This window comes from Pedobacter sp. AC379 (assembly GCF_979258145.1).
In genome coordinates this window covers 5,053,144-5,079,005 of record NZ_OZ409839.1, presented here as the reverse complement: position 1 = coordinate 5,079,005, position 25,862 = coordinate 5,053,144, and the positions used below count along the sequence as shown (strand labels likewise).

Below are 25,862 nucleotides of genomic sequence, written 5' to 3'. Positions count from 1 at the left end.
TACATTACTGTAAGTCTTTTTCTTTATTGCCTTTGTCCGCCTTTAAATCTATTGAGCAACTCCCGTTTAAAACCTTCCTGGGCCCTGTAAAACTTGCCTACAACTTTAATCGGTAGAGAAGATTTGAGTTTGTTGTAATATTTTTTATCCAGATTAAGGTCTTTTTGTTTAAAATCGAATTCGCTCGTAATTAAACTTTGTACTTGTGCATCGGTTAAATTATCAATCTCTGTGGTTTTGCGGAAAGAAATCATTTTCTGCATGCGCTCTTTACGCAATGCGCTTTGTTCTTCTTGCATATCGTTATAAATTGGCCAGAAAATTTTAGCCTCTTCCGGTGATAAATCCAGTTTTTGAGTAAAAAAAGCTATTTTAAGTGATTCTATTTCTTCTCCTTTTGGCTTTTGTGCTAAAAGGGTGGTAGGCAATAAAAACATTAAAGCAACAAAAAGTAAATTCTTCATTTTCATCTGTTTATTCTTGTTTTCAAATTTGATGAAGCTATCATGATTTCGATATGGTTTTTGTTATTGTTAATCATGATGGTTTCATTAATTATTTAATTCCTGAGAAAGATCGTTTGACGAGAAATTGCTCAGGATGTAGTTTTCCATTTCTGTATCTGACGCAGAAGTAGTTTTTAGATTGGATGTTGTTGTATTTTCTGCCTCCAAGTGATCGATGATTGTGCTTTCATCAATATCATATAACAGTTGTTCGTTTACTGCTTCGGCAGATTGCGTTTGCATAACGGTTGCAGTGTTACTATTTTGGTAGAAATAAATGCCAAATGATGCCATTAACAAAAAGCACGCTGCACTTGCGTATTTAACTAGGCTGCGTCTCCATAGAGGGATAACTTTAGCTTCTTTTTTAGGCTCTGCTACCGCAATTCTGTTTGAAATCCTACTTTGTAAAGTATCGAAATAATTTTCTGGCACCGTAAATGCATTTTCTGCTTTCGGCAATGCTTCAAGGGCAATCCTTGTTTGTATCCGTTCCGTTAAATCTTCGAAATAATTCTGCGGAACTTCAAAATTATTGTTGCTGGTTTTCTGTTTTAACTGATCAAAATAAACAGCAGAAGAAATGGCCTCCTCACAATTTTCGAAATATCCATCAGGAACGGAGAATGGATTACGTTTCCCCATTGCCGCAAGGGTAGGAGCTTCATTTATCCAATCGTTATTTTCTATATTTTCGTTCATCACAGATATATGATTCAATTAAAGTGAAAAGGTTTAATAGTCTATTTCATCATTTGTAATAAAAGCTTCAATTTTTTTTGCAGCAATATGAAATGACGCTTTTAATGCACCTACAGATGTACCGAGTACTTCAGAAATCTCTTCATATTTCATATCATCAAAATACTTCATGTTAAAAATTATGCGTTGTTTTTCGGGTAAGGTAAGAATTGCTTTTTGTAGTTTAATTTCGAGTTTATCTCCGTTAAAATAAGATGAAGCAACCAGGTTATCGGCAAGCGCACCAGAAACCTCATCTAAAGGCGTGTTATTGCGCTGCTTTTGTTTATTTAGAAAAGTAATGGATTCATTGGTAGCGATGCGGTAAATCCAGGTATAGAGCTGAGAATCACTTCTAAATTTTTCCAGGTTTTTCCAAACTTTAACAAATACCTCCTGCAAAAGGTCGTCGCAATCATCGTGGTTTAAAACCAATCTGCGGATGTGCCAGTATATTTTTTGCTGATATTTTTTTAGCAACAGGTTAAAGGCTTCATTTCGCGTGCGCTCTACGGCAAACAGTGCAAGAATTTCTGAATCTTCAACTTGTTTCATTTATGATTATTATAAAACCACAAAGACACTAAGTACACAAAGTTTTGGTTATCCTTGGTGTTCTTGGTGCCTTTCTGGTTAAATTTAAATTTTATTTTTTTCTGCCAATTACTTTTTGGGCGGCTTCAACAATGTTAATAGCATCTAAGCCATATTTAGACATTAACTGATCTGGTGTTCCGCTTTCGCCAAAAGTATCATTTGTAGCTACAAATTCTTGTGGGGTTGGCAATTCAGTAGTTAACAAACGTGCTACACTTTCACCTAAACCACCAAATTTATTATGCTCTTCGCAGGTAACCACGCAACCTGTTTTTTTAACAGATGTTAAGATTGCTTCATCATCCAAAGGTTTAATGGTATGGATATTGATAATTTCTGCATCAATGCCCAATTCAGCTAATTTCTCACCAGCTTCAATTGCTTTCCAAACCATGTGGCCGGTAGCAATTATAGTTACATCTGTTCCTTCGTTTACCATCCATGCTTTACCGATTTCGAATTTTTGATCAGGATCTGTAAATACAGGAATTACCGGACGGCCGAAACGTAAATAAACTGGTCCTTCGTATTCTGCAATGGCTAAAGTTGCTGCTTTGGTTTGGTTATAATCACAAGGATTGATCACTACCATGCCTGGCAACATTTTCATTAAACCGATATCTTCCAAAATCTGGTGGGTAGCACCATCCTCGCCAAGGGTTAAACCCGCGTGAGATGCGCAAATTTTAACATTTTTGTTAGAATAAGCTACCGATTGGCGGATCTGATCGTAAACACGACCAGTTGAGAAATTGGCAAATGTACCTGTAAAAGGGATTTTGCCACCAATTGTCATACCCGCTGCAATACCGATCATGTTTGCTTCTGCAATACCAACCTGTGTAAAACGCTCAGGAAAATCTTTAATAAATGCATCCATTTTAAGCGATCCAACTAAATCGGCACATAAGGCAACTACATTTTCGTTTTTCTTACCAGCTTCATGTAAGCCAGCACCAAAACCCGAACGTGTATCTTTTTTTTCTGTATATGTATATTTTTTCATACCCCAAACCCCTAAAGGGGCTTTATTTGTAGTTAAAATTAAAAGTTATTTACTCCCCCTTCAGGGGGTAAGGGGGTTAATAATCCCCTAAAGTTTCTGGTAATTGTGCCAAAGCCAAAGCCAATTGCTCATCATTTGGTGCTGTACCATGCCACTTATGCGAACCCATCATATAATCTACACCAGCACCCATTTGTGTGCTCATTAAATTTAAAATCGGTTTGCCTTTTCCTGTCAATGTTTTGGCATAATGTAAGCCTTCAACGATCGATTGCATATCATTACCATCAGTATTGATTACATGCCATCCGAAAGCTTCAAATTTTGCCTGTAAACTATCCAGCGAAAGTACTTTTTTAGTTGGCCCGTCAATTTGCTGGCCGTTGTAATCCACACTGCAGATTAAGCGGTCTAACTCGTGGAAAGGAGCAAACATTGCCGCTTCCCAGTTCTGGCCTTCTTGTAATTCGCCATCACCGTGTAAAGTAAACACGTACGAATTATCTTTATTTAATCTTTTAGTTAAGGCGGCACCAATGGCTACAGACATTCCTTGCCCTAATGAGCCAGATGCTACGCGGATACCTGGTAAATGCTCATGAGTGGTTGGGTGGCCTTGTAACCTCGAATCCAGCTTACGGAAGGTTGCCAATTCACTTTTATCGAAATAACCTGCATGTGCAAGTGTACTGTACCAAACTGGAGAAATGTGACCGTTGGATAGGAAGAATAAATCTTCGCCAATCCCGTCCATAGTGAAATCCTTATTGTGGTTTAAGACTTCAAAATATAGCGCAGTAAAAAAATCGGCGCAACCCAATGAACCACCTGGGTGGCCAGATTGGCATCCGTGAACCATTCTTACGATATCTCGTCTGATTTGAGACGCAATATCTTCTAGCTCTTTAATTGTATGTTTCATTAAAATAAGAGGTTGTTGTTACATAGCAAAGGTAATATTTTACCCGCTATATCATAATTAGTTATTAATTAAATCGAGTACTTGCTGCGTTGAGTTTTTAGTGTCAACCTTTTTGATAATATGAGCAATTTTGCCCTCACCATCAATGATAAATGTGGTACGTACGGTACCCATGTATTTTTTGCCATACATGTTTTTCTCCGCCCAAACACCATAGTCATTTACAATTTTCTGATCGGTATCAGCAAGTAAAGTAAATGGTAAGTTATGTTTGGTTACAAATTTATGGTGCGATTTTTCATCATCAACACTTACACCTAAAACCACAATACCTTGCGCCTGTAAGCCCTGATAATTATCTCTAAAATCGCAGGCTTCTGCTGTGCAGCCCGGGGTATCATCTTTAGGGTAAAAATAAAGAACAACAGTTTTGCCTTTATAATCGTTTAAAGATACTTCGATGCCATTCTGATCTTTTGATGTAATTGCAGGTGCCTGATCACCTTCTTTTAACTCTGCCATATATATAATGATTGAATTTTGAATGCTTTAATTATTGAATGCCTTGTGCCACGTGCAATTTAAACAGTTAACTTTTAAATGTGTTTATCATTGTTTAAAATATGACACTTTGAAGTATTTTAATTGTTTTAACATATTATCTGGAAAACTCCACTGTATATTTCCGCGAATTTTCTTTCATATCCACCACAACTAAATCAAGCGTATGTTTGCCAGATGCTGTTCTTTCATCGAAACTGTGCCAAAGGGTTGCTGTTTTGGTATCAAATTCCATTAAAACCCATTTGCCATCAATGTAACCATTAAAACTTTTGATGCCAGACAAGTTATCACTTATTTTGAAAAATATTTTCGATAAACCAGCCATGCTTTTACCCTGGGCAATGTTTACCGGCACAATTCGAGGTGCAACGGTATCGGTAGCAATATAAAAGCTCCCAAAGTTTTTAGGAGTTGCCTTAACATAGCCGTTTTCGAAAAAACCACCTTGTGACGATCCATTCAAATTTACGATCAGTGCTTTGCTTTTCAGGTATTCGGGAAGATTATCTGCCTTGATGGAAATTTCAAAACCGATATGCAGTGGAGTATAACGATTATGAATCTGATGCACAGCCGACCAGGCATTTCCTGCAGGTTTAGGCAGCTTTTTATAGGTGAAATTTAAATCGCTATATAATGTTCCGAGCGGAAAAACCACCTTAATATCATCAGTATTAAATTCGTTTACTTTATTATAAGGGTAAATTATTCCAGGAGGAATAACCGGATTTACAATAGGTGCTGAGCCAGCATTAACAGTAAATGGCAATACCGATGAATTTCCCTTTGAATCGGTAATAATATAACGCACTTGATGTGAAGCTCCATCATTAAAATTGATTCTGCCGCTATTTACCAAACCACTATAAATTTTTAATGGATTACCAGGCTCTACAAAACTTTTTTGGATACTCCTTTTGGTATTTAAATAAGTTGGGTAATCAATGTGTGAGTTAATGGCCTTACTATCTTCAAAAGCAAAACGCTCTAAAGCCGAAGTATAAACTTTTTTACCATCAACCTCTAATTGAATAGAATATACTCCATTTGTGCCCGATAAGCCATTATGCCGATCAGTTACTACAATACCAAAGCCAACCTCACCGGTTAAACTGATGGGCGCGGTGGTTTTGTAACTGCCGTTTGCGCCGGTAATACCTATAGCCTGTTTTGGAGTAGATTCATTAAAAGTTTTGCCATTTAGGCGATAAACATATAAACCATGGATCACAGGCGGAATGTTATCAGGAATGATGATTCCGAAAAACTGCGGATTTATAGTTTCTTCTGTTTTGGTATCGCGGATTTCGAAATGTAAATGCGGACCGCCCGAACTCCCACGATTACCAGACCAGGCAATAATTTCGCCTTTATGTACAGGGATTAAAGTAGCATCGGGAAATTCATCAATCTCGAATGATTTTTTTTCGTATTCAAGGTTTTTAACAATCGTGGCAATTTTAGGGGCAAATCGCTGTAGGTGACCATAAACGGTAGTAAAACCATTGGGATGATTAATGTATAGGGCCTGTCCGAATCCACTGTTCTGCACCCTTAACCTCGAAATGTATCCATCGGCTACAGCATAAACAGGATAACCTTCGCGCTGGTTGGTTCTAAAATCAATACCGGAATGAAAATGGTTACCCCGTATTTCACCGAACGAGCCTGCAAGGGCAGGAGGGGTAATATCAAGCGGTTGCCTGAAATCGGTAATGGGATATTTATTCGTACTGAAAATTTGTTGTGCCTGAACACCAATTGAGACAAATAAAAGGCAAATTGAAACGGATAATTTTAACTTGTAGTGGATCGGGTTTTTAATCATTCGTTACTTTACATCAAAATTTAAAAGTTGCTTTCCTTCCAACCAGGCTTCTAATTTGTCGCCTCGGTTTGTTTTGCCTACTCCCTGGGGTGTTCCGGTGAAAATTAAATCGCCTTTTTTTAAGGTGATGTATTGGGAAACAAAGCTGATTATCTTCTCGAACGAGAATAGTAAATCTTTAGTATGCCCAATCTGGCGGCTTTCCCCATTAATTTTCAGCTCGAAATTTAAATTGTAAAGATCTTCGAAATCGGTTTTAGGAAGAAAAATACTGATTGGCGCAGAGTTATCAAATGCTTTGGCAAGTTCCCAGGGCAAACCTTTTTCTTTGTGTTTTGCCTGAATATCGCGTGCGGTAAAATCGATACCTAAACCCACTTCATCATAATAATTGGCGGCAAATTTTTCGGCAATGTGTTTTCCTTCCTTACAGATTTTTAAAACCACTTCGAGTTCGTAATGAACATCATCAGAAAAATCGGGTAAATAAAAAGGTTTATTGTCTTTTAAAACTGCTGTATCAGGTTTCAGGAAAATTACCGGTGTGGTTGGAACTGGATTGTTAAGTTCTTTTGCATGTTCGGCATAATTTCTGCCAATGGCGATGATCTTCATTATTATGTATATGAAATATGATTAAATAAGCGGTTTTTAAATCCGCATCAATCAAAAATAGAAAAGAAAACGGGCTTATAAAACTGAGATGCGTTTTACCTGGCTTTCTGACCCTGCGATAACCCTTAAAAAGTAAATACCAGGGTTTATTCTGTTCGGAATGACGAAACTTTTGGTTTGTTCGCCAGCATTTAAGCGTTCATTTGCCAGGGTAGCTACTTCATTTCCCAATAAATCGATAATTTTTATTGTGGTTTGTGTACCATCTTTACCAATTGATAAGATAATATTTAACTGATCTTCTACCGGGTTTGGATATATTTTTACGATGGTAAGCAATTTATCTTTCGCTGCAACCGTTGTATTTTTTGGAGTTGTGGAGTAGGTGTTAAACATTCCTGAACCACCGATAGACATATAAAGTGGTTTGTAAGGGGTGATGTTTGCCTTAATTTCGGGAATTTTATTAACTTTTTTGGTTCTGTTTTTTAAGCTAATGTGAATACTATCAGCTTGTTGCGCCCAAGAATTTATTCCGCATAACAGCACAATGCACAATGTACAGGCTAGTTTTGTGAGGAACGTTATCTTAGCGTAGAGTTTCATCAAATTGGTATAGCAAATGTATTAATTTAAAACAAAGAAATTAAACATTTTGTTTAAAAGCCATAATTTAACACAATTTAACAATAATATTTAATTTTCATAGTGTTAAAAATACACAATAATTTGGTTGTTAAATTGTTATAGTTAGTTTACTTTTGCCGCACTAAAATAATCAACGAAGTGTCAAATCATAAAAATGTCAACGCGTTAACCGCCGGCGGTGTACTAATTAGTTTAGGTATTGTGTTCGGTGACATTGGTACATCACCTCTATACACACTCAATGCAATTTTTACAAGCATATTAGGCGTAAAAGAAGGTCTGGTAGGAAATCCGGGATCGATAACTACTGATGTTGTTCTTGGCGTACTTTCCTGCATCATCTGGACGCTTACCCTGCAAACTACCATTAAATACGTAATTATTACCTTAAGGGCCGATAACAAAGGAGAGGGGGGAATATTCTCTTTATTTTCTTTGGTAAGAAAAAAGGCTAAATGGCTAATTGTACCAGCGGTTGTTGGTGGCTGTGCGCTGCTTGCTGATGGCGTAATTACCCCAAGTATTACCGTTACATCGGCAATAGAGGGCTTAACTAATAAGTTTGATATACCTGTTGTTCCTGTAGTAATCGCAATTTTAACCGTTCTTTTCATTATTCAGCAGTTTGGAACAAACCTGGTTGGGAAGCTTTTTGGTCCGGTTATGTTTGTTTGGTTTACTGTTTTGGGTATAGCCGGACTCTTATTCATTGTTAAGGATTTTAGCATCTTAAAAGCACTTAATCCATACTATGCCGTACACTTACTGGCTACCAATAGTAAGGCATTTATTATTTTGGGAGGTGTTTTTCTCTGTACAACAGGAGCTGAGGCACTCTATTCGGATTTAGGACACTGCGGCCGTAACAATATCAGAATCAGCTGGATTTTTGTGAAATTAACCCTGATTTTAAATTATTTAGGGCAAGGTGTATGGATTTTGCAGAATGAAAGTACTTTCATTCCGAGTTCAAAAATGAATCCTTTCTTTCAGATCATTTCAAGTCATTTCCAGGTTCCAATGGTAATTCTGGCAACTATGGCTGCGGTTATTGCAAGTCAGGCTTTAATTAGCGGTTCGTTTACCTTAATCTCAGAGGCCGTTCGCTTAAACCTTTGGCCGAAGATTAAAATTGTTTATCCTTCAGTACAGAAAGGTCAATTGTATGTGCCATCTATCAACTGGATGCTTTGGTTAGGCTGCTGTAGCATCGTTTTTTTCTGGAAAGAATCCTCCAAAATGGACGCCGCCTATGGTCTTTCGATTACCATAGCAATGTTGATGACCACAATTTTAGTTAGTGTTTATTTAAGAAGCAGGCGTTTCCCTAAATACCTTATCGCTATTTTCATCTCGGTTTATGTAATTATTGAAGGTACTTTTCTTTTCAGTAACCTGCACAAGTTTTTTGATGGAGGCTGGCTAACTGTACTGATTGGTTCGGCACTTTTTACGGTAATGTGGAGCTGGTTTGTGGCCCGTAAGATTAAAAACAGGTTTGTAAAATATGTTGAGATTGAAGATTACTACGAAATTTTAAGTGAACTCAGTAATGATGAATCAGTGCCAAAGTATTCATCTCAACTTGTTTATTTAACAAGTGCTAATTTTAAAACTGAAATTGAATCGAAAATTATTTATTCCATTATTCAAAAGGAGCCAAAACGTGCCGATGTATACTGGTTGGTACACGTTGATGTAATGGATGAGCCTTATACATTAGATTATAAAGTTGAATTCCTGATTCCAGGCAAACTGATACGAATTGATTTTAGGTTAGGATTTAGGGTAGAGCAGCGCGTAAATTTATTATACCGTAAGGTGGTTGAAGAACTGGTAAAAAATAGTGAAATAGACATTACAAGTCAGTACACTTCATTAAATAAACATAAGATTGCAGGGGATTTCAGGTTTGTACTCTTAGAAAAACATTTATCTAAATTCACTAAGTTGAGTTTTTATGAGCGTCAGATTATGGATTATTACTTTATCCTTAAGAAATTAAGCTTGTCTGAAGAGCGGAGTTTCGGATTGGATAGCAGTTATGTGGATGTTGAAAAAGTTCCATTGATTTTTGTTACACCTGATGATATCGAATTGCATAGATTGCCGGTTTAACAAATGAGAACGGCGATTTTAATATTGGGAATCTGCTTATTTATAGCGGGTCCTGTTGCAAAAATATACCACCTCAATCATGGCAATAGTTATATGATTGCCTCTGGTTTAGGGCTAATAGTGATAACTGCCATGGCTTTTATAAAGAAAAAATAAAATTGAATCCTCTTTCTGCTAAAGAAAGGGGATTTTGTTTTATAAATGGAATTTATCTTCGCTCCATTTGCTGGGATTCTCCTATCGGTTGGTGTCTCACCAACCGAAATATTTAATCTCTGAAATCAGTAAAAATGCTGAATTCATCAATTCCTATTTCATAAAAATCAGCAATACTCCATCTATAATCTTCTGATTGTAAACAAAAAATTTACTTACTTTTTATCCTATCGGTTGGTGTCTCACCAACCGAAATATTTAATCTCTGAAATCAGTGAGAATGCCGAATTCATCAATTCCTGTTTCATAAAAACCAGCACTACTCCATCTATAATCTTCCGGTTGTACACATAAACTCCACTTTTCTATTATTGGATTATCATGTATATAATCTAATTTTTGTAACAGTATGCTTTCCTTGCTTACTGGAATGGCTAACGGATCTCTCTTCCAGAATTGAAAAACTCTATCGTTCTTTTGTGAACGGTACTGGTTTATAGTTTTCGGATTATTTTTTAATAAATACTTTCTGAACTCATGGGCTGTGAATTTCGTAAAGCTTGCCGCTGGTGCTTCTTTACCATTTAATTTCAGCATGCACCAGATTAAATGAATGTGGTTAGGCATAATAACATAACCGTATAATTCGATGAGTTTTTGATCGACTAAAAACTTTAGTGAATTTATGATGATCAATTTTAAGTTATCATCATCTAGTAAATGAGCGAAATCATAGATGGTATCTGTGTAGAAATATGGATAATTGTAATCCATTTGTCCCTGTCTTTTATGGAAGATATGCATTGTTTAGTATTTAGGGCTACAGGGATAGCTTTATGCAAAATATAAAAAAAATGATAATGTGTACAATGAAATTTGTTTCGGTCGGTGAGACACCGACCGATAGAACTAATACCCTCTTATCCTTAAGTATTTACTCATGGTGTTCGTATAGAAATCATCAAAACTAACAGATGATATTTCCTTATATTTAATCTTCGTGGGTTCATTATCCAAGTAACCTGCAGGATCGAAGTTCAGAATTTTAAAACTTCTACTTTTCACTTTAACCAGCTCTCCGATTTTAAAGAAGAAGCGATCACTGTTTTCGTTTTCTACGGCACATTTTAAGTTCGTGTTTTTTATAGAATTGAAAATGCTTTCCCAACTTTCCAAATCTATTTGATAAGGTATTTCAATCAACCTTTTCTGTCCTTCCTGTTCCATAATGAAATCGAAATGTTTATCATAGTCGTTGTGTCTGATTTTCGTAATAGAAGAAATTGGAAATATAGTAAATCCGTTAAATAGAAAATCATCGTTCTCTTTAAGGAAAACAAAATCATAAGAGTGATCTAGAATATATCCATGAGAAAGTATATAAGATTTGTTGCCAACGTCTCTTTTAATTTTGACATAGTTTTTCTCTATCTGATGTTTCTCTATTTTCTCAAAAATTGTCATATCAATTATTAATATCCTAAACCTCCGGATTTGCTAATTTACTATGCCTGTAGCCATAAGCAAAATAAACAACCAAGCCAACAACCAGCCAGATGCCGAAGCCAATCCAGTTTGAAATACCAAGTTCGCACATCATATACAAGCAGCTGATCAACCCTAAAACAGGAATTAATGATAAGTTTTTAGTAATACAGTAATAGGTAATCACTACGCAAATGATTAAGAAAATCCACATGGGTATCTTGTGTTTAAATAAACCCCAGCCACTTTCGTATTTCTTCTCAACAGGTATTTTGGATGCTGAAATAAATTGCTCGTAACGATCGGCAGGTAGTGCACTTAAATACGATTCTGCATCAACTTTATCTGCCAGGATAATTTGCGGAGCTGCATTTTTTACAATTTCTTCTTTAACAATTTTAAGCTCATCGCCACTCAGAGAAGTTACAAAACTTACTGTTTGGATTGTTTTAGGAGAATTAAAAAAGAATGCTTTTGTCTCCTTTCCATATTTCGCAAAGGCAAAAATAATTGTAGCAATTAAGGCAATCGGGATAATAAATTTACTGTTTACATAAGGGATTTTAAATTTTCCTCTTTGTACATCAGGACTGTTCTGTAACACCAAAACACCGGCACAAACCAATACGAAAGCGAAAAGTGTTCCTATCGAACAAAGATCAGTAACAATAGTAAGGTTCATAAACAATGATGGAACGGCTACAACGAAACCAACTACAATGGTTGCAAAAGAAGGTGTTTTATACTTTGGATGGATTTTTGAAAACGATTTCGGTAATAATCCATCTCTGCTCATGCTCATCCATATACGGGGTTGTCCCATCTGAAAGACCAAAAGTACACTGGCCATGGCAAAAACTGCACTTACAGCGATAATACCACTCATTAGTTTCAAATTAATCTGATCGAAAACAAATGCAAGCGGATCGCCTACAGCTAGTGTATCAGATTTAACAATGCCGGTTAAAACTAACGCAATAGCAACATAAAGTATGGTACACACAATAATTGCCCACATCATTCCGCGTGGTAAATCGCGCTGTGGATTTTTACATTCTTCGGCTGTAGTAGAAATGGCATCAAACCCGATATAAGCAAAGAACACGGCTGAAACACCTTTTAAAACACCTGCAACACCGTTCGGAGCAAATGGATTCCAGTTTTTTGTATCCACATAAAAAATACCAACAGCTAAGACCAACAGAATTACGGCAAGCTTAACAACAACCATGGCATTGCTGGCATTGCGACTTTCTTTCATACCGCGATAAATTAACCAGGTAATCAAAATGATAATGCCCAAAGCAGGAATATCTGCAACAAGGTGGAAACTTCCTATTGTTGGTGCCGTAAGCCATGCATTATTGGCCAATGCTGTAGCTGAATCTAAATCAGCAAGGTTTTTGCCAGCTGCCAACAATGCTTCTGCATGTTTATGTCCGTTATAGGCACTTAAGTAATCCATTGTCATCCAATCGGGTACATGGATTCCATCTATGCCGAGGGGAGGTATTTTTATGGTCGAAAGTAATCCGGTAAAATAATCAGACCAGGATATGGCTACTGTGATGTTACCGATGGAATATTCCATAATAAGCGACCACCCAATTATCCAGGCCACTAATTCGCCAAAAGCTACGTAAGAATAGGTGTAAGCACTGCCCGAAACCGGAACCATAGAGGCAAACTCTGCGTAAGCAAAAGCTGCAAAACTACATGCAACTGCTGTAAAAATAAATAAAAAGATTACCGCCGGACCGCCATCTGCACTTGCCTTTCCAATCGTACTAAAAATTCCTGCTCCAATAATTGCTGCAATTCCAAATGCTGTTAAATCGCGAACACCGAGTGTTTTATGTAGTGTATTTTCATGGTCGCCATAGCCTTTTGCCGCATCTTGTAATATCTTGGAAATAGATTTCTTTCTGAATAGCTTTTCGAACATTTTTTGCTTGATTGTTTCCTCAAACTTATAAAAAGTTTGGTTAAAAACGTTTAAAGCGGGATATAATTTTCATTACAGTCCATTTAAGGTAGATAAATTCATCGTAAAAAGTCAAATTTATTGGATTTAAGTAAAAATTTGTAATTATTTGGCTTGAATAATCCTTTGTTTGATTTGCATACTTTTCGGATAGATGTAAGTGGTAATTTTGCTGCCAATAATCAATCAAAGGAATAAAGTAATTAAGTTCTTGTTTGATTGGAATATTTATAAACCATTACCATCATCCAATGAATGCTAATACAACTCAAGTGAAATATATAAAAGAAGGTAACCAGCGCTTAGCCACTATTTTAGCTTTTGCACTAATTCCACTTTCAGGTTTTGCAACCGATATCTACATTCCATCTCTACCTACAATGGCAGGTGAGATGCAGGTAAGCAGCGTACAGGTGCAACTTACCTTAAGCATATTTTTAATCAGTTACGGTGTTTCACAACTTTTTATCGGCAGCGTACTCGATAGCTTTGGCAGATATAAGATTTGTTTATATGCACTGCTGATTTTCGCTGCGGCCTGTATTATTATTGCCACCACACATAATATTTACCTGATTTATGTAATGCGTGTTATCCACGGACTTACGGTGGGTGCAATTGTAGTGGCAAAAAGAGCATATTTTGTTGATCTTTATGAAGGCGACCAGTTGAAACACTACCTCAGTATGTTTTCTATCATCTGGTCTACCGGACCAATTGTTGCCCCGTTTATTGGAGGTTACCTTCAAACAGCATTTGGCTGGGAATCTAACTTTTATTTTCTGGCTGGTTTTGCATTGGTGTTTGCTTTGCTCGAACTATTGTTCAGTGGCGAAACATTAAAACAATTTACCGATTTTCAATTGAAAAAAATTACTCGAATCTATCTTGAAATGATCAAAACTACAAGTTTTACCTTGGGCATTGTGATGTTAGGTTTAGCTTATTGTATGGTCATGGTGTATAACATGACGGGTCCTTTTATCATAGAGCACCATTTTAATTTTTCTCCTGTTATTGCAGGTTACAGTTCATTGTTTTTGGGCTTCGCGTGGATGGTTGGTGGTTTTATTGGTAAAGCAACCATTAATAAGCCTTTTTTTAGAAGATTGATGATCAATTCGCTTTTCCAGGTGGCTTTTGTAGTCCTGATGATATTGAGTTTAAATTTTGTATCTAATTTGTGGTCGTTAATTTTCTTTGCTTTTCTTATCCATGTTGGGGCTGGCTTTACCTTTAACAATTACTTCACTTTCTGTTTAAGTAAATTCCCTAAAAATGCAGGAATTGCCGGTGGCTTAACCGGTGGCATTACCTATGTAATTGTTTCTTTCCTGAGTTATGGTATTGTAAACCTTATTCCGGCTAAAGATGAACGTAACCTCAGCTACAGTTATCTTATTATGATCCTGATTTCAGTTTTAGTGATGTTTGTGATTTTAAAACTCAGGAAAAAGGAAGAAGTATAGTTATTATTTAATTCGGCCTTGTAGCTGTTGTATTTGATATACTTAAATTAAGCCACGTAATAATAATGGCCACGGAAACTACAGAATTATTTAAACGAATTCTTCAGGGTTTGTTACGCTGAGCGACTTCGAAGCATATTTACAACTACCGTGTATTCTGTGTTTCAGTGGCAAAACAAACAACAAAAAAAGCCGTGGCAATTTTGCCACGACTTTCATTTATTAAACTTTAAGCAGAAAAGCCTTTCAGCCCACAACCTTCTAATTAACCTAACTTTTCCAGTTCAGTTTTCACAAAATCTGCGAGTTCTTTCACATATTCTGCACTGAAATCAAATTTGATACCTGCGGTTTCATATATTTCATTCATCGGTTTGGTATAACCCAAAGAAAGTGCAGCAAGATATTGTTCTAAAGCCTTTTCGGGATTTTCTTTATAGTTTTTCCAAACAGCTATGGCTCCTAACTGTGCAATTGCATATTCTATATAATAAAAAGGAACTTCGAATAGATGCAATTGTTTTTGCCATCCGTTTCCAAATTGTTGTTCCAAATCTGTCCAATCGGCAAAGCCTGCACCAAAACGGTTAAAAATCTGTTTAAAAGTTTCTTCGCGGTCAGCAGCGGTATGGTTCGGATTGGTATAAATCCAGTGTTGAAACTGGTCGATAACTGCTACCCATGGCAATGTTTTTAAAACATCAGCCAGTTGCTCTTTCTTAGCGCGGTTTAAATCTTCCTCATTATCGAAATACACATTCCAGTTATCCATGGAGATCAGCTCCATACTCATCGAAGCCAATTCGGCAACTTCAGACGGGCAATGTTTAAAATCGTTTAATTCTAAATTTGCAGTTAAAAATGTATGTACCGCATGACCGCCTTCATGAACCATTGTGGTTAAATCGCGCAATGAATTTGCCGAGTTCATAAATATAAAAGGTGCTCCAGTTTCTGCTAAAGGATAATTATATCCTCCAGGTGCCTTACCTTTTCTGCTTTCCACATCAAAAAGGTTATTGGCTTTCATTGTCGCTAGTTTTTCGCCTAATTTTTCATCAATGGCGTTAAAACAGGCAATACTTTTATCAATCAGCTCTTCACCGTTGTTAAAAGGTTTCAAAGCAGGTTTGCCGCTTATGCTTACTTCTAAATCCCAAGGTTTTAATACTTCGAGTCCTAAGGCTTCGCGGCGTTTTTCTGCTTGTTCTTTTAAAATGGGTACAATCTCTTTTTCAATGGCATTGGCAAAATCATAACAATCCTGTGGCGTATAATCAAAGCGGCCCAAAGCCTGAAACATATAATCGCGGTAGTTCTCAAAACCAGCATTTAAAGCTACCTGGGTGCGCAGTTTAATAAGTTCATCAAACAGAATATTTAAATCATCTTTATCTATCAAACGACGTTGTTGAATGGTTTTCCAAGCATTTTCGCGTACTTCGCGGTTTAAATCTTTGATGAAAATAGAAGCTTGCTCCAGGGTATATTCCTGTCCGTTTAGCTCAACACTCATTGCGCCGGTAGTGCTTTGGTATTTTTGTTGTTTTACCTGTAATTCGGTAAACAGTTCGATATTTTCATCACGGTAAAGTTCCAATGCTTTTTTAATGGCACGGCTGTATACGAAATATTTCTCCTTATCAAGATCATCCATAAATGGACTTTCAACAAACTTTTTATTTAGTTCGTTAGCCAAGGGAGAAATTTTTGGTTCGATTTCAGTAGCAAAATATTGGAAATTTTTTACCAATTCTTCATTTGCCGTGTCGCAGCTCATTTTAATATACCTCCAGGCAAAATCTTCTTCTAAAGCCGCCTCAAGTTCCGAACGGTCTTTTAACCATTGTTCCAATTCAGCTGTGCTGTTAATTTCGCGATTTTGTAATTCGGTAAAAAGTGGTTCCAGATTTTCCCAGCTAATGTTGAGTTCCTGTGGGATATATGTTCTCGGTTTTTTAGTTATTATCATTAGTTTAATTATTGAATTATAGACTTACAGAATGGTTTTTATTTAAATCCCCTCAGTCAAAATTTAATTATTCACTTATTTTTACTTGTGTCTTAAATACGCATCAATTAAAAAGCATACTGCAAATACCACCGATGCATAGCCATTTAAGGTTTGAAAAGCCCTGTTTACTTTGCTGATGTCATTTGGTTTTACCAGTAAATGCTGATAAACCAACATCGAACAGAAAAACACAATACCTATATAATACACCCAGCTAAATGAAGTGAAAAACACGGGTAAAATTACGCAGGTTGCCGATAATATATGCAGCAGTACGGAAACATTTAAAGCATTTTTAATGCCAAGTGACGATGGTATGGAGTGTAATTTTTCTTCACGATCGAATTCTTCGTCTTGTAGTGCATAAATAATATCAAATCCACTCACCCAAAACAATACCGTTAAAGAATACAGTACAGGAACGAGCGCAAAATGCCCGGTTACGGCAATGTAAGCACCAATAGGAGCAAGAGATAAGCCTAAACCCAACACCAAATGGCAAAGTGCGGTAAATCGTTTGGTATAACTATAAAACAGAACTACAAATAAAGCAACGGGCGATAGGTAAAAGCACAATGGATTAATAAAGTAAGTAGTAATGGCAAAAAGTACACAATTGGCGATTACAAAAATCAAAGCTTCATTTGCCGAAACTTTACCCGCAGGAATATCGCGCATTTTGGTGCGCGGGTTTTTAGCGTCGATATTTCTATCAAGGTAACGGTTAAAGGCCATGGCCGAATTCCGCGCAAAAACCATACAAAGTAAAACCAAAATCAGTTTATACCATGAAAATGGATTTTCTGTAGTGGTAACACCCAAAAAGAAACCAATCATAGCGAATGGTAATGCAAAAACCGAGTGGGCGAATAATACGAGTGAAAAGTATTTTTTCATTTATTGGAAATAGGTTAACTGTATAAATCGGTTAACTGGTTAATTGTTTACTTGGGTTGATGGCTAATAATTAAATGGTTAATAGGTAAGATGCGTTAAATAAATTATGATATCAGTATCACTAAAAATCTTAGATTAAATTTAATTTGCATCATTCTATCGACAACTAAACCATCAACTATAATCTATCCAACTATTAACTATATGCTACTATACTATGGTCTATAAACCATTAACCATTAAACTATCTAAAACTTCTTATAATCTGTTGGTACAACAAAATCTTTGTTTACTTCATAGATGAAATCTAAAACCTCATCTTTTCCTGTTCCTTTTTCTGCCGACGAAATAAACGTAGCAGGAATCTCTTCAAAAAACTCACCTAGTTTTTTCTTAAACGCAGCTACATTTTTCTGTGTGGTCGTCATGCCTTGTTTATCAGCTTTGGTAAAAATCAGCGAAAAAGGAATCTGTTTTTCCCCTAACCAGTAGCAAAATTCAATGTCAATTCCCTGAGGTTCTAAACGGCTGTCTATCAAAACAAAAACACATTGCAGGCTCTCTCTTTTGGTAATGTAGGCGCGGATAAATTTCTCCCATTTTTCTCTGCTTGTTTTCGAAACTTTCGCATAACCATAACCTGGTAAATCGACAATGTACCATTTCTCATTAATCAGGAAATGATTTATCAACTGGGTTTTACCGGGCCGCTGAGAGGTTTTGGCCAATCCATGTTGATTAACCAACATATTGATTAATGAAGATTTACCCACATTAGAGCGGCCGATAAATGCATATTCGGGCATTGTTGGTACCGGCAGGGCCGAAATTTGGGTGTTGCTGCAAACAAATGTTGCCGTTTTGATAATCATAGTGCAAAGGTAACAATTAGTTTTGAGTTGAGGGTTTGGAGTGTGGAGTAGAAAAGCTACCGTCGTCAGCAATTCGTAAAGTTTAAGGCAATCGCTAAACTGCAACTTCAAAAATTAGTTTTGAGTTGAGGGTTTGGAGTGCGGGGTAGAAAAGCTACCGTCGTCAGCAATTCGTAAAGTTTAAGGCAATCGCTAAACTCCAACACCAAACATTAGTTTTGAGTTGGGGGTTTGGAGTGCAGGGTAGAAAAGCTACCGTCGTCAGCAATTCGTAAAGTTTAATGGAATAGCTAAACTCCAATAGCAAAAATTAGTTTTGAGTTGAGGGTTGGAGTGTGGAGTAGAAAGCTACCGTCGTCAGCAATTCGTAAAGTTTAAGGCAAACGCTAAACTGAAAACGCTAAACTCCCAACTGCAAACTCTTTTCTATATCTTTGCCATATATCATGAATCAGAATATCACTCCATACCAGGTAAACGATGCAACTAAAAAAGAGCAGGTTGCAACCATGTTTAATAATATTTCAGGCACTTACGATTTTTTAAATCATTTCCTGTCTTTAGGCATTGATGTATTGTGGCGTAAGAAAGCAATTAAAGAATTGGTTTCCATCCATCCAAGAACTTTGCTTGATGTAGCAACAGGAACTGGTGATTTCGCTTTCGAGGCAATTAAAAAGCTTCATCCCGAAAAAGTAATTGGTGTAGATATTTCTGAAGGCATGTTGGATGTTGCAAAAAAGAAAATCAACGAACGCAGCTTAAACGAAGTTTTTAACGTTCAGTTGGGCGATTCAGAAGGTTTGCACTTTGAGGATAACACTTTTGATGCAATTACCTGTGCTTATGGTGTGCGTAATTTCGAAAACCTCGAACAAGGGTTAACAGATATGTACAGGGTGTTAAAACCCAATGGCAAAATGGTGGTATTGGAGTTTTCAAAACCCAAAGTATTTCCGGTTAAACAGCTGTACAGCTTTTATTTTAAACAGGTAACACCTTTTTTTGGGAAACTTTTTTCTAAAGATCATAGGGCCTATTCATATTTGCCAGAATCAGTTGCTGCTTTTCCCGACGGGGAAGATTTTACCAATCTGATGGAAAAAGTTGGCTTTAAAAGTACCAAACAACGAATTTTAACGTTTGGAATAAGTTCGATATACATAGGAACCAAATGATCAGAAAATTAAGCCTCATTCTTTCTCTTTTCGCTATTTCTACAACTGCCTTTGCACAAAACTGGGGTGGTGGAATTGACGATGAAGACTGGAGTTTTGGTTTTAATTTTCAATACATATCCGCCGAATATAAAATATTAAAAAATGCCAATTGGAGATCATCTTTTTATGAGGTGCCAAACTCGCTTGGTGTTTCTTACGATCCAAATTCGGGTGTTCCGGTTACCTCAAAACTAAATTCTATTTCGAGTACGCCATCACAGGGTTTCGGTTTGGGCTTTGTAATGAACAGGATGATTTCTGATAATTTTGATATCCGGGCAACCCCGTCCCTAATTTTTAGCGATAGAACTGTTACTTACGAATATGAACCAATGGCCCCGATTAATGTGGGTAACGGGCAAACGAAAAACTTTCAAACAGTGGTGGAGCGAAAAGTACAGGCCACCATGTTCGAATTTCCTTTGGGTTTGAAGGTTAAATCAGACCGCTTTAAAAATCTTCGCGTGTATTGGTTGGGTGGTGCAAAATATTCGATAGATATTGCCTCCAAAAAGAAAACCTTCGATGAGGGAGAAACAGCAGTGAACAAGCTGCTAAAAAACCAAAGAAACTACCTCTCTTATGAAACTGGCGTTGGTTTCGATATTTATTTCGAGTATTTCAAAATGTCTCCAGAGATTAAATTGTCTTATTCAAATAACGATTTGCTTCAACACGATAATACAGCTTATGCCAATCCGATAGATAAGTTGAAATTACGTCAATTAACATTCAGTTTGATTTTTCAATAGTCAAGCATTCCAAAAAAACTTACCTTTGTTGGCGTAGGGAAATCGCAAAGATGATAGCTTAGGGATTACCGAGACTTAAAATTCATAAACATGTCTAAAATCGCGTTAATTACAGGTGCAACTTCTGGTATTGGTGAAGCTTGCGCACATACATTTGCTCAACAAGGATACAATTTAGTTTTATTGGCACGTAGAACAGACCGTTTGGCTAAAATTGCACATCATTTAGAAGATAAATATGCCATTTCCATTAAACAGGTTGTTGTGGATGTACGCGATAAAGAAAACCTTTCGGCAGTTTTGGAAGTTTTACCAATAGAATGGAAAAAGATTGATGTGCTGGTAAACAATGCAGGTTTAAGTCAGGGATTAGATCCGATAGATAAAGGAGACACCAATGATTGGGATACCATGATTGATACAAACGTAAAGGGTTTGCTTTATGTAAGCAAAATTGTTTCCAACTGGATGATTCCAAACCAATCGGGCCATATTGTTAACATCGGATCTATTGCCGGCAAAGAAGTTTATCCAAATGGAAACGTATATTGTGCAAGTAAACATGCTGTTGATGCTTTAACCAAGGGCATGCGTATCGATCTGCTTGCCCATGGTATAAAAGTTACGGCGATTAATCCAGGAATGGTAGAAACCGAATTTTCGGTAGTCCGCTTTAAAGGTGACGAAGCGCGCGCTAAAAAGGTTTATGAAAACTTCAAACCCTTAATAGCAGATGATATTGCAGATGCCATCTGGTATGTGGTAAGCAGACCAAAACATGTAAACATTAGTGATATGCTGATTATGCCAACAGCACAGGCCACAGCAACGATAATAAATAAAACCCCCTAGCCCCTGAAGGGGGAACATAAGATTGGGAGGGAAATAACAAAATAATTTTTATTTTAAACTAATGAAAGGAAAGCCCCTTTAGGGGTTTGGGGTTAAAAATGATATCAAATACAATAGATCAGGAAATAAAAAAGGCCATGTTGGCCAAAAACAGTGCACAGTTACGAGGTTTAAGGGCCATTAAGGCAGCCTTACTTTTGGCTAAAACCGAAAAAGGTTCTACTGAAGAAATTACAGAAGAAACTGAGCTTAAAATACTTCAGAAATTAATTAAACAACGTCGCGAATCTGCTGATATTTACAAACAACAAAACCGCGAAGATTTGTACCAGGTAGAGGAAGAAGAAATTGAAGTAATCAACCAGTTTTTACCTAAGCAATTGGATAGGGCAGAGGTTGCTGCAATTATTGAGGCCATAATCAAACAATCCGGTGCCACATCGGTTAAAGATATGGGTAAGGTAATGGGCATGGCGAACAAAGAACTTGCTGGTAAAGCTGATGGAAAACTAATTGCCGAAATTGTTAAAGAAAAACTGGCCTAAGCAAGGTAAAAGGTAGTAGCGCAGAAAGGTTAGCGGCAATTTATCGCCATTAACATAGTGCTCTGCGCAATGCAAATAGTGTTTTTATACCGTTTTCAGTTTTATTTCAGAAAAATGGCTTAGAAATGCATAAATTTAATTTTACTCTACTAACTTAGTAGCACAATACCATCTAGAATATATATGACTTACCCGATAATAGAAGAAGACGGATTTAAATACATCGAAGCTGGAACAGGCGAGACACTGGTATTGCTGCATGGCCTAATGGGCGAACTAAGCAATTGGGAACTGGTTATTGAGCAGTTTAAAGATCGCTACCGTGTAATCATCCCTATTTTACCCATTTACGATCTTCCTATTTTAACATTGGGGGTAAAGGCACTTTCAAGATACCTTCACCGCTTTTTAAAATTTAAAAATTTAAATCAGGTTGTGCTTGTTGGTAACTCACTTGGTGGGCATGTTGGGCTTGTATTTACGGTTGCACACCAGGAGTTTGTTAAGGCTTTAGTGTTAACCGGTAGCTCTGGTTTATATGAAAATGCGTTTGGCGGTTCTTTTCCTAGGAGAGAGAGTTACGATTATATAAAAGAAAAAGTTGAATTTACTTTTTACGATCCTGCAACAGCTACAAAAGAGCTGGTTGATGATGTATTTAAAACCGTTAACGACAGATCGAGGGTAATCAGGATTTTAACCATGGCCAAATCGGCAATACGCCACAACATGGGAAAAGAATTATCCAAAATTACTATCCCTGTTTCGCTTATCTGGGGGAAAAATGATAAAGTTACTCCGCCAGAAGTGGCAGAAGAATTTCACCAGTTATTGCCTAATTCTGAATTAAACTGGGTAGATAAATGCGGACATGCACCTATGATGGAACATCCCGCAGTATTTAACGCGTATTTAGAGAAATTTTTAGATAGAATATTGTTAAAATAATGTTTGCTGCAGAAATCATATCAGATGCAATTCCATCATTAAGAACCGATGACACGGTGCAAAAGGCTTTAGATCGCATGAACGATTTTAAAGTTAAACATTTGCCTGTTGTTAACGAAGTTACTTTGCTGGGTTTAGTTTCTGAAGATGATCTGTTAAACATTGCCAATCACGATACCCTTTTAAACGATGCTGCGGTAAGTACATTAAATGTATTTGTGCTGAATAATGCACATACGTACGATGTAATCAGATTATTGAGCCAGCTTAAATTAACTACTGTACCCGTATTGGATCAGCAGAAAAACTACCTCGGCTTAATTTCCATCAACAACATGGTAAATGCCGTTGCAGAACAATACGCTGTTAACGAGCCTGGTGGAATTATTGTACTGGAAATTAGCAACCGCGATAACTCTCTGGCACATATTGCGCAGATTGTAGAAGCCGATAATGCACAGGTACTTTCTTCTTACGTGAACGCTTTCGAAGATTCTACACGTTTAGAAGTTACATTAAAAGTAAATAAAACCGAAATTACTTCATTGGTAGCTTCTTTTGAAAGATATGATTATCTGGTAAAAGAAGTATACAATAACACACAGATTGATGATGGGTCGCAGGAGCGTTACGATTCTTTCATGAACTATTTAAATGTATAAACCTACTTTATGAGGATTGCAATTTACGGGAGAGATTTTAATGATACGGTTTTACCATATGTTCAAGAGGTATTTAATCATCTGGCCGAGCACAATATTCAGCCTGTTTTATATTCAAAATTTAAAACTTCGCTTCATGGCAAGATAAAACTGCCCGCCAATACCATTATTTTTCATAACCATGCCGAATTAAAAGAGCGTGCCGATGTATTATTGAGTTTAGGTGGCGATGGAACTTTGTTGGATACCCTATCCTTAATCCGCAATTCGGGCATACCTGTAATCGGAATTAATTTTGGCCGCCTGGGCTTTTTAGCCAGCATCAATAAAAATGAGATCGGATCAGCTTTGCATGCCTTAATTAATGAGGAATATACCTTAGATAGTCGTTCATTGCTCATTTTAGAATCTGATAACGGCCTGTTTGGCGAAGAAAACTTCGCGCTCAATGATATCACCATCCACCGCCGTGATAATTCGGCGATGATGATTATCCATGCCTCGATGAATGGTGAGTTTATTAACTCCTATTGGGCTGATGGATTAATTATTGCTACACCAACAGGTTCTACCGCTTACTCATTAAGCTGCGGTGGTCCTATTATTTATCCCGATTCTGAAAATTTTGTAATCACACCAATTGCCCCACATAACCTAAGTGTTAGGCCAGTGGTGGTATCCGACGGTAATAAACTTTCTTTTGAAGTGGAGGCAAGGGAATCAAAATTTCTGGTTTCATGCGATAGCCGTACAGTAACCGTAGAGCGATCGGTAAAAATCAGTATAAAAAAAGCAGATTTTTGTGTTAATCTTATCCGCCTTAACAATGAAACTTATTTAAACACGTTAAGGAATAAATTATTATGGGGCATTGATACCCGTAACTACTAAGTATGACGCCAAACAAACTCCTCTTAATTGTACTATTCTTCATTTTTGGCAAACAGATTTCGTTTGCCCAGGAGGGTACTTGGGAACTTGGTTTGATGGGTGGAGTTGCAGGTTACATGGGCGATTTAAACCAGAATAACCCTTTGCAGATTAGTGGTCTTTCAGGAGGAGCTTATGTAAAGCGGAACTTTAATCAGTATTTGGGTGTTCGTTTAAATTATACTTACGGCCAGGTTAAGGCTGATGATTCTTATTCCAGCAACGAGCAGTTCCGGGAAAGAAATTTACGTTTTAAAACAATGCTGAACGAATTTAGCGGCTTGATTGATTTTAATTTTTTTAATTTCAGGATTGGCGGCGGAACCCGACAGTTTACCCCATATTTATTTACAGGTGCTGGCCTGGTTATTTTTAAGCCCACAGTAAAAATCGACGGCGAAAGGTACAGGTTAGACCAACTGGCAACCGAAGGTCAGGAAAATGGTTACCCAAATGCTGTTTTAACCATTCCATATGGTTTAGGGCTAAGGTATAATTACAAAGATACCTGGAGTGTGTTTACCGAAATTGGTTATAGAACACCACTTACCGATTATATTGATGATGTAAGCGGTCGGTATCCGGTTAACCCTGCATTTGTAGGAAATGGCCAAAATCAGGTTAATTTATCAGATCCTTCACGCTATCAAATCGGTGAGCCGGGAACACAAAGAGGCGATTTTCGAAAAAGGGACACTTATCTATTTGTTAGTGTTGGCATATCTTTTACCTTTGTATCCTCAAAATGCTATTCCTTTTAAGCTGATTTTGACATAATTAATGGGATTTAAAGAACAAATAGACTATAGCCGCCTGCCAAAGCACATTGCCGTTATCATGGATGGCAACGGAAGATGGGCAAAAGGCCAGGGTAAAGTGAGGGTTTTCGGCCATGAACAAGGTGTACTTTCGGTAAAAGACATTGTAGAGGGTTGCGTAGAAGTGGGTATTGAATACTTAACATTGTACGCATTTTCAACCGAAAACTGGAATCGGCCAAAAGAAGAAGTAGATGCATTGATGCAAATTCTTATTTCTACCATCAATAAAGAAACGGAAACACTTAACAAAAATAATATAAAGCTTAATGCGATTGGCAATATTGCATCCTTACCTCAAGAGTGTATCGATGATTTAAAGGAAGCCATGGCAAAAACGGCCCACAATGAAAAATGTACTTTAACTCTTGCGTTGAGTTATAGCGCAAAGTGGGAAATTTTAGAGGCTGCAAAAAAAATTGCCTCGGCTGTTAAAGATAATACCATATCGTTGGATGACATTGATGAAGACCTGTTTTCATCAAAATTAACAACAGTAAATATTCCAGATCCGGAACTGATGATCAGAACAAGTGGAGAGCACCGAATCAGCAATTACCTGCTTTGGCAAATGGCTTATACGGAGTTTTATTTTACTGATGTTTTGTGGCCGGATTTCAGACGGGAAGATCTTTTCGAGGCTATTGTAGACTATCAAAAACGCGAACGCCGTTTTGGTAAAATTAGCGAACAATTAAACTAATTTTTCTTTT

Annotated in this window: 26 protein-coding genes; 11 read left to right on the top strand and 15 right to left on the bottom strand. The window is 37.0% G+C overall.

The genetic code is table 11. The annotated features are described in order from the left end of the window. Positions 1 to 23: 23 nt before the first annotated feature. The 9 genes from ACZZZW_RS21900 to ACZZZW_RS21860 form a co-directional block, all read right to left on the bottom strand. Positions 24 to 464 carry a hypothetical protein gene (locus ACZZZW_RS21900; RefSeq protein WP_463496519.1) on the bottom strand — a complete coding sequence of 147 codons (441 nt, stop codon included), beginning with the start codon at positions 462 to 464 and terminating at the stop codon, positions 24 to 26. A gap of 87 nt (positions 465 to 551) precedes the next feature. Further along, complete coding sequence (locus tag ACZZZW_RS21895) at positions 552 to 1,226, bottom strand: hypothetical protein (protein ID WP_463496518.1); 675 nt, start codon at positions 1,224 to 1,226, stop codon at positions 552 to 554. Between the two features lie 15 nt (positions 1,227 to 1,241). Next, positions 1,242 to 1,802 carry an RNA polymerase sigma factor gene (locus ACZZZW_RS21890; protein ID WP_055912364.1) on the bottom strand — a complete coding sequence of 187 codons (561 nt, stop codon included), beginning with the start codon at positions 1,800 to 1,802 and terminating at the stop codon, positions 1,242 to 1,244. Positions 1,803 to 1,893: 91 nt separating this feature from the next. Beyond that, the gene (locus ACZZZW_RS21885; RefSeq protein WP_055912362.1) at positions 1,894 to 2,850 is read right to left on the bottom strand and encodes a transketolase family protein; all 957 of its coding nucleotides are present in this window, start codon (positions 2,848 to 2,850) and stop codon (positions 1,894 to 1,896) included. Positions 2,851 to 2,926: 76 nt separating this feature from the next. Beyond that, complete coding sequence (locus ACZZZW_RS21880) at positions 2,927 to 3,772, bottom strand: transketolase (RefSeq protein WP_055912360.1); 846 nt, start codon at positions 3,770 to 3,772, stop codon at positions 2,927 to 2,929. Between the two features lie 57 nt (positions 3,773 to 3,829). Further along, positions 3,830 to 4,294, bottom strand: a complete 465-nt coding sequence (gene bcp, locus ACZZZW_RS21875) for a thioredoxin-dependent thiol peroxidase (protein ID WP_055912357.1) — start codon at positions 4,292 to 4,294, stop codon at positions 3,830 to 3,832. Positions 4,295 to 4,430: 136 nt separating this feature from the next. After that, on the bottom strand, positions 4,431 to 6,164 hold the full coding sequence (locus ACZZZW_RS21870; protein ID WP_463496517.1) for a M23 family metallopeptidase: 1,734 nt from the start codon (positions 6,162 to 6,164) through the stop codon (positions 4,431 to 4,433). A gap of 3 nt (positions 6,165 to 6,167) precedes the next feature. After that, positions 6,168 to 6,779, bottom strand: coding sequence for a fumarylacetoacetate hydrolase family protein (locus tag ACZZZW_RS21865; protein WP_055912352.1), 612 nt, complete (start codon positions 6,777 to 6,779; stop codon positions 6,168 to 6,170). Between the two features lie 75 nt (positions 6,780 to 6,854). After that, positions 6,855 to 7,385, bottom strand: coding sequence for a T9SS type A sorting domain-containing protein (locus ACZZZW_RS21860; protein WP_463496516.1), 531 nt, complete (start codon positions 7,383 to 7,385; stop codon positions 6,855 to 6,857). A 180-nt stretch (positions 7,386 to 7,565) separates the two neighbouring features. Here ACZZZW_RS21860 and ACZZZW_RS21855 point away from each other — a divergent pair, with 180 nt between their 5' ends. After that, positions 7,566 to 9,545: a KUP/HAK/KT family potassium transporter gene (locus ACZZZW_RS21855; protein ID WP_463496515.1), complete on the top strand. Its 1,980-nt coding sequence runs from the start codon at positions 7,566 to 7,568 to the stop codon at positions 9,543 to 9,545. A 414-nt stretch (positions 9,546 to 9,959) separates the two neighbouring features. On the opposite strand, the gene ACZZZW_RS21850 is transcribed toward ACZZZW_RS21855, so the two are convergent. The 3 genes from ACZZZW_RS21850 to ACZZZW_RS21840 all read right to left on the bottom strand — a co-directional run bounded on the left by ACZZZW_RS21850 (position 9,960) and on the right by ACZZZW_RS21840 (position 13,131). Then, positions 9,960 to 10,505 (bottom strand): transposase, encoded by a 546-nt coding sequence (locus ACZZZW_RS21850; RefSeq protein ID WP_463496514.1) that lies wholly within the window; start codon positions 10,503 to 10,505, stop codon positions 9,960 to 9,962. A gap of 105 nt (positions 10,506 to 10,610) precedes the next feature. After that, entirely contained in the window at positions 10,611 to 10,928 is a 318-nt protein-coding gene (locus tag ACZZZW_RS21845) for a hypothetical protein (RefSeq protein ID WP_463496513.1), read from the bottom strand. Positions 10,929 to 11,181: 253 nt separating this feature from the next. Beyond that, entirely contained in the window at positions 11,182 to 13,131 is a 1,950-nt protein-coding gene (locus tag ACZZZW_RS21840; RefSeq protein ID WP_463496512.1) for an amino acid permease, read from the bottom strand. 290 nt (positions 13,132 to 13,421) lie between these two features. On the opposite strand from ACZZZW_RS21840, the gene ACZZZW_RS21835 reads away from it, so the two are divergent. Then, a complete protein-coding gene (locus ACZZZW_RS21835; protein WP_463496511.1) occupies positions 13,422 to 14,639 on the top strand; it encodes an MFS transporter in 1,218 nt (405 codons plus the stop codon). Between the two features lie 265 nt (positions 14,640 to 14,904). Here the strand turns inward: ACZZZW_RS21835 and ACZZZW_RS21830 are convergent, their stop codons facing one another. The 3 genes from ACZZZW_RS21830 to yihA all read right to left on the bottom strand — a co-directional run bounded on the left by ACZZZW_RS21830 (position 14,905) and on the right by yihA (position 18,422). Further along, a complete protein-coding gene (locus tag ACZZZW_RS21830; protein WP_463496510.1) occupies positions 14,905 to 16,611 on the bottom strand; it encodes a M3 family oligoendopeptidase in 1,707 nt (568 codons plus the stop codon). A gap of 81 nt (positions 16,612 to 16,692) precedes the next feature. Next, the gene (locus ACZZZW_RS21825; RefSeq protein WP_463496509.1) at positions 16,693 to 17,550 is read right to left on the bottom strand and encodes a UbiA-like polyprenyltransferase; all 858 of its coding nucleotides are present in this window, start codon (positions 17,548 to 17,550) and stop codon (positions 16,693 to 16,695) included. Between the two features lie 248 nt (positions 17,551 to 17,798). Continuing rightward, entirely contained in the window at positions 17,799 to 18,422 is a 624-nt protein-coding gene (gene yihA, locus ACZZZW_RS21820; protein ID WP_307526892.1) for a ribosome biogenesis GTP-binding protein YihA/YsxC, read from the bottom strand. A 446-nt stretch (positions 18,423 to 18,868) separates the two neighbouring features. Between yihA and ubiE the strand changes: the two genes are divergently transcribed. The 9 genes from ubiE (at position 18,869) to ACZZZW_RS21775 (ending at position 25,852) form a co-directional block, all read left to right on the top strand. Then, complete coding sequence (ubiE, locus tag ACZZZW_RS21815) at positions 18,869 to 19,600, top strand: bifunctional demethylmenaquinone methyltransferase/2-methoxy-6-polyprenyl-1,4-benzoquinol methylase UbiE (RefSeq protein ID WP_463496508.1); 732 nt, start codon at positions 18,869 to 18,871, stop codon at positions 19,598 to 19,600. After that, complete coding sequence (gene porT / locus ACZZZW_RS21810) at positions 19,597 to 20,394, top strand: type IX secretion/gliding motility protein PorT/SprT (RefSeq protein WP_463496507.1); 798 nt, start codon at positions 19,597 to 19,599, stop codon at positions 20,392 to 20,394. Before ubiE ends, porT begins: the two co-directional genes overlap by 4 nt. Before the next feature lie 90 nt (positions 20,395 to 20,484). Further along, positions 20,485 to 21,246, top strand: a complete 762-nt coding sequence (locus ACZZZW_RS21805) for an SDR family NAD(P)-dependent oxidoreductase (RefSeq protein WP_463496506.1) — start codon at positions 20,485 to 20,487, stop codon at positions 21,244 to 21,246. A 98-nt stretch (positions 21,247 to 21,344) separates the two neighbouring features. Further along, positions 21,345 to 21,791, top strand: a complete 447-nt coding sequence (locus ACZZZW_RS21800) for a GatB/YqeY domain-containing protein (RefSeq protein WP_463496505.1) — start codon at positions 21,345 to 21,347, stop codon at positions 21,789 to 21,791. Positions 21,792 to 21,974: 183 nt separating this feature from the next. Beyond that, positions 21,975 to 22,739, top strand: coding sequence for an alpha/beta fold hydrolase (locus ACZZZW_RS21795; RefSeq protein WP_055912324.1), 765 nt, complete (start codon positions 21,975 to 21,977; stop codon positions 22,737 to 22,739). Continuing rightward, positions 22,739 to 23,401: a CBS domain-containing protein gene (locus ACZZZW_RS21790; protein ID WP_463496504.1), complete on the top strand. Its 663-nt coding sequence runs from the start codon at positions 22,739 to 22,741 to the stop codon at positions 23,399 to 23,401. The genes ACZZZW_RS21795 and ACZZZW_RS21790 overlap by 1 nt, the downstream gene beginning before the upstream one ends. Positions 23,402 to 23,410: 9 nt before the next feature. Beyond that, positions 23,411 to 24,292, top strand: a complete 882-nt coding sequence (locus ACZZZW_RS21785; RefSeq protein ID WP_463496503.1) for an NAD kinase — start codon at positions 23,411 to 23,413, stop codon at positions 24,290 to 24,292. Positions 24,293 to 24,294: 2 nt separating this feature from the next. Then, a complete protein-coding gene (gene porG, locus ACZZZW_RS21780) occupies positions 24,295 to 25,092 on the top strand; it encodes a type IX secretion system protein PorG (protein ID WP_463496502.1) in 798 nt (265 codons plus the stop codon). Positions 25,093 to 25,111: 19 nt separating this feature from the next. After that, the gene (locus ACZZZW_RS21775) at positions 25,112 to 25,852 is read left to right on the top strand and encodes an isoprenyl transferase (RefSeq protein ID WP_463496501.1); all 741 of its coding nucleotides are present in this window, start codon (positions 25,112 to 25,114) and stop codon (positions 25,850 to 25,852) included. Positions 25,853 to 25,862 lie beyond the last annotated feature (10 nt).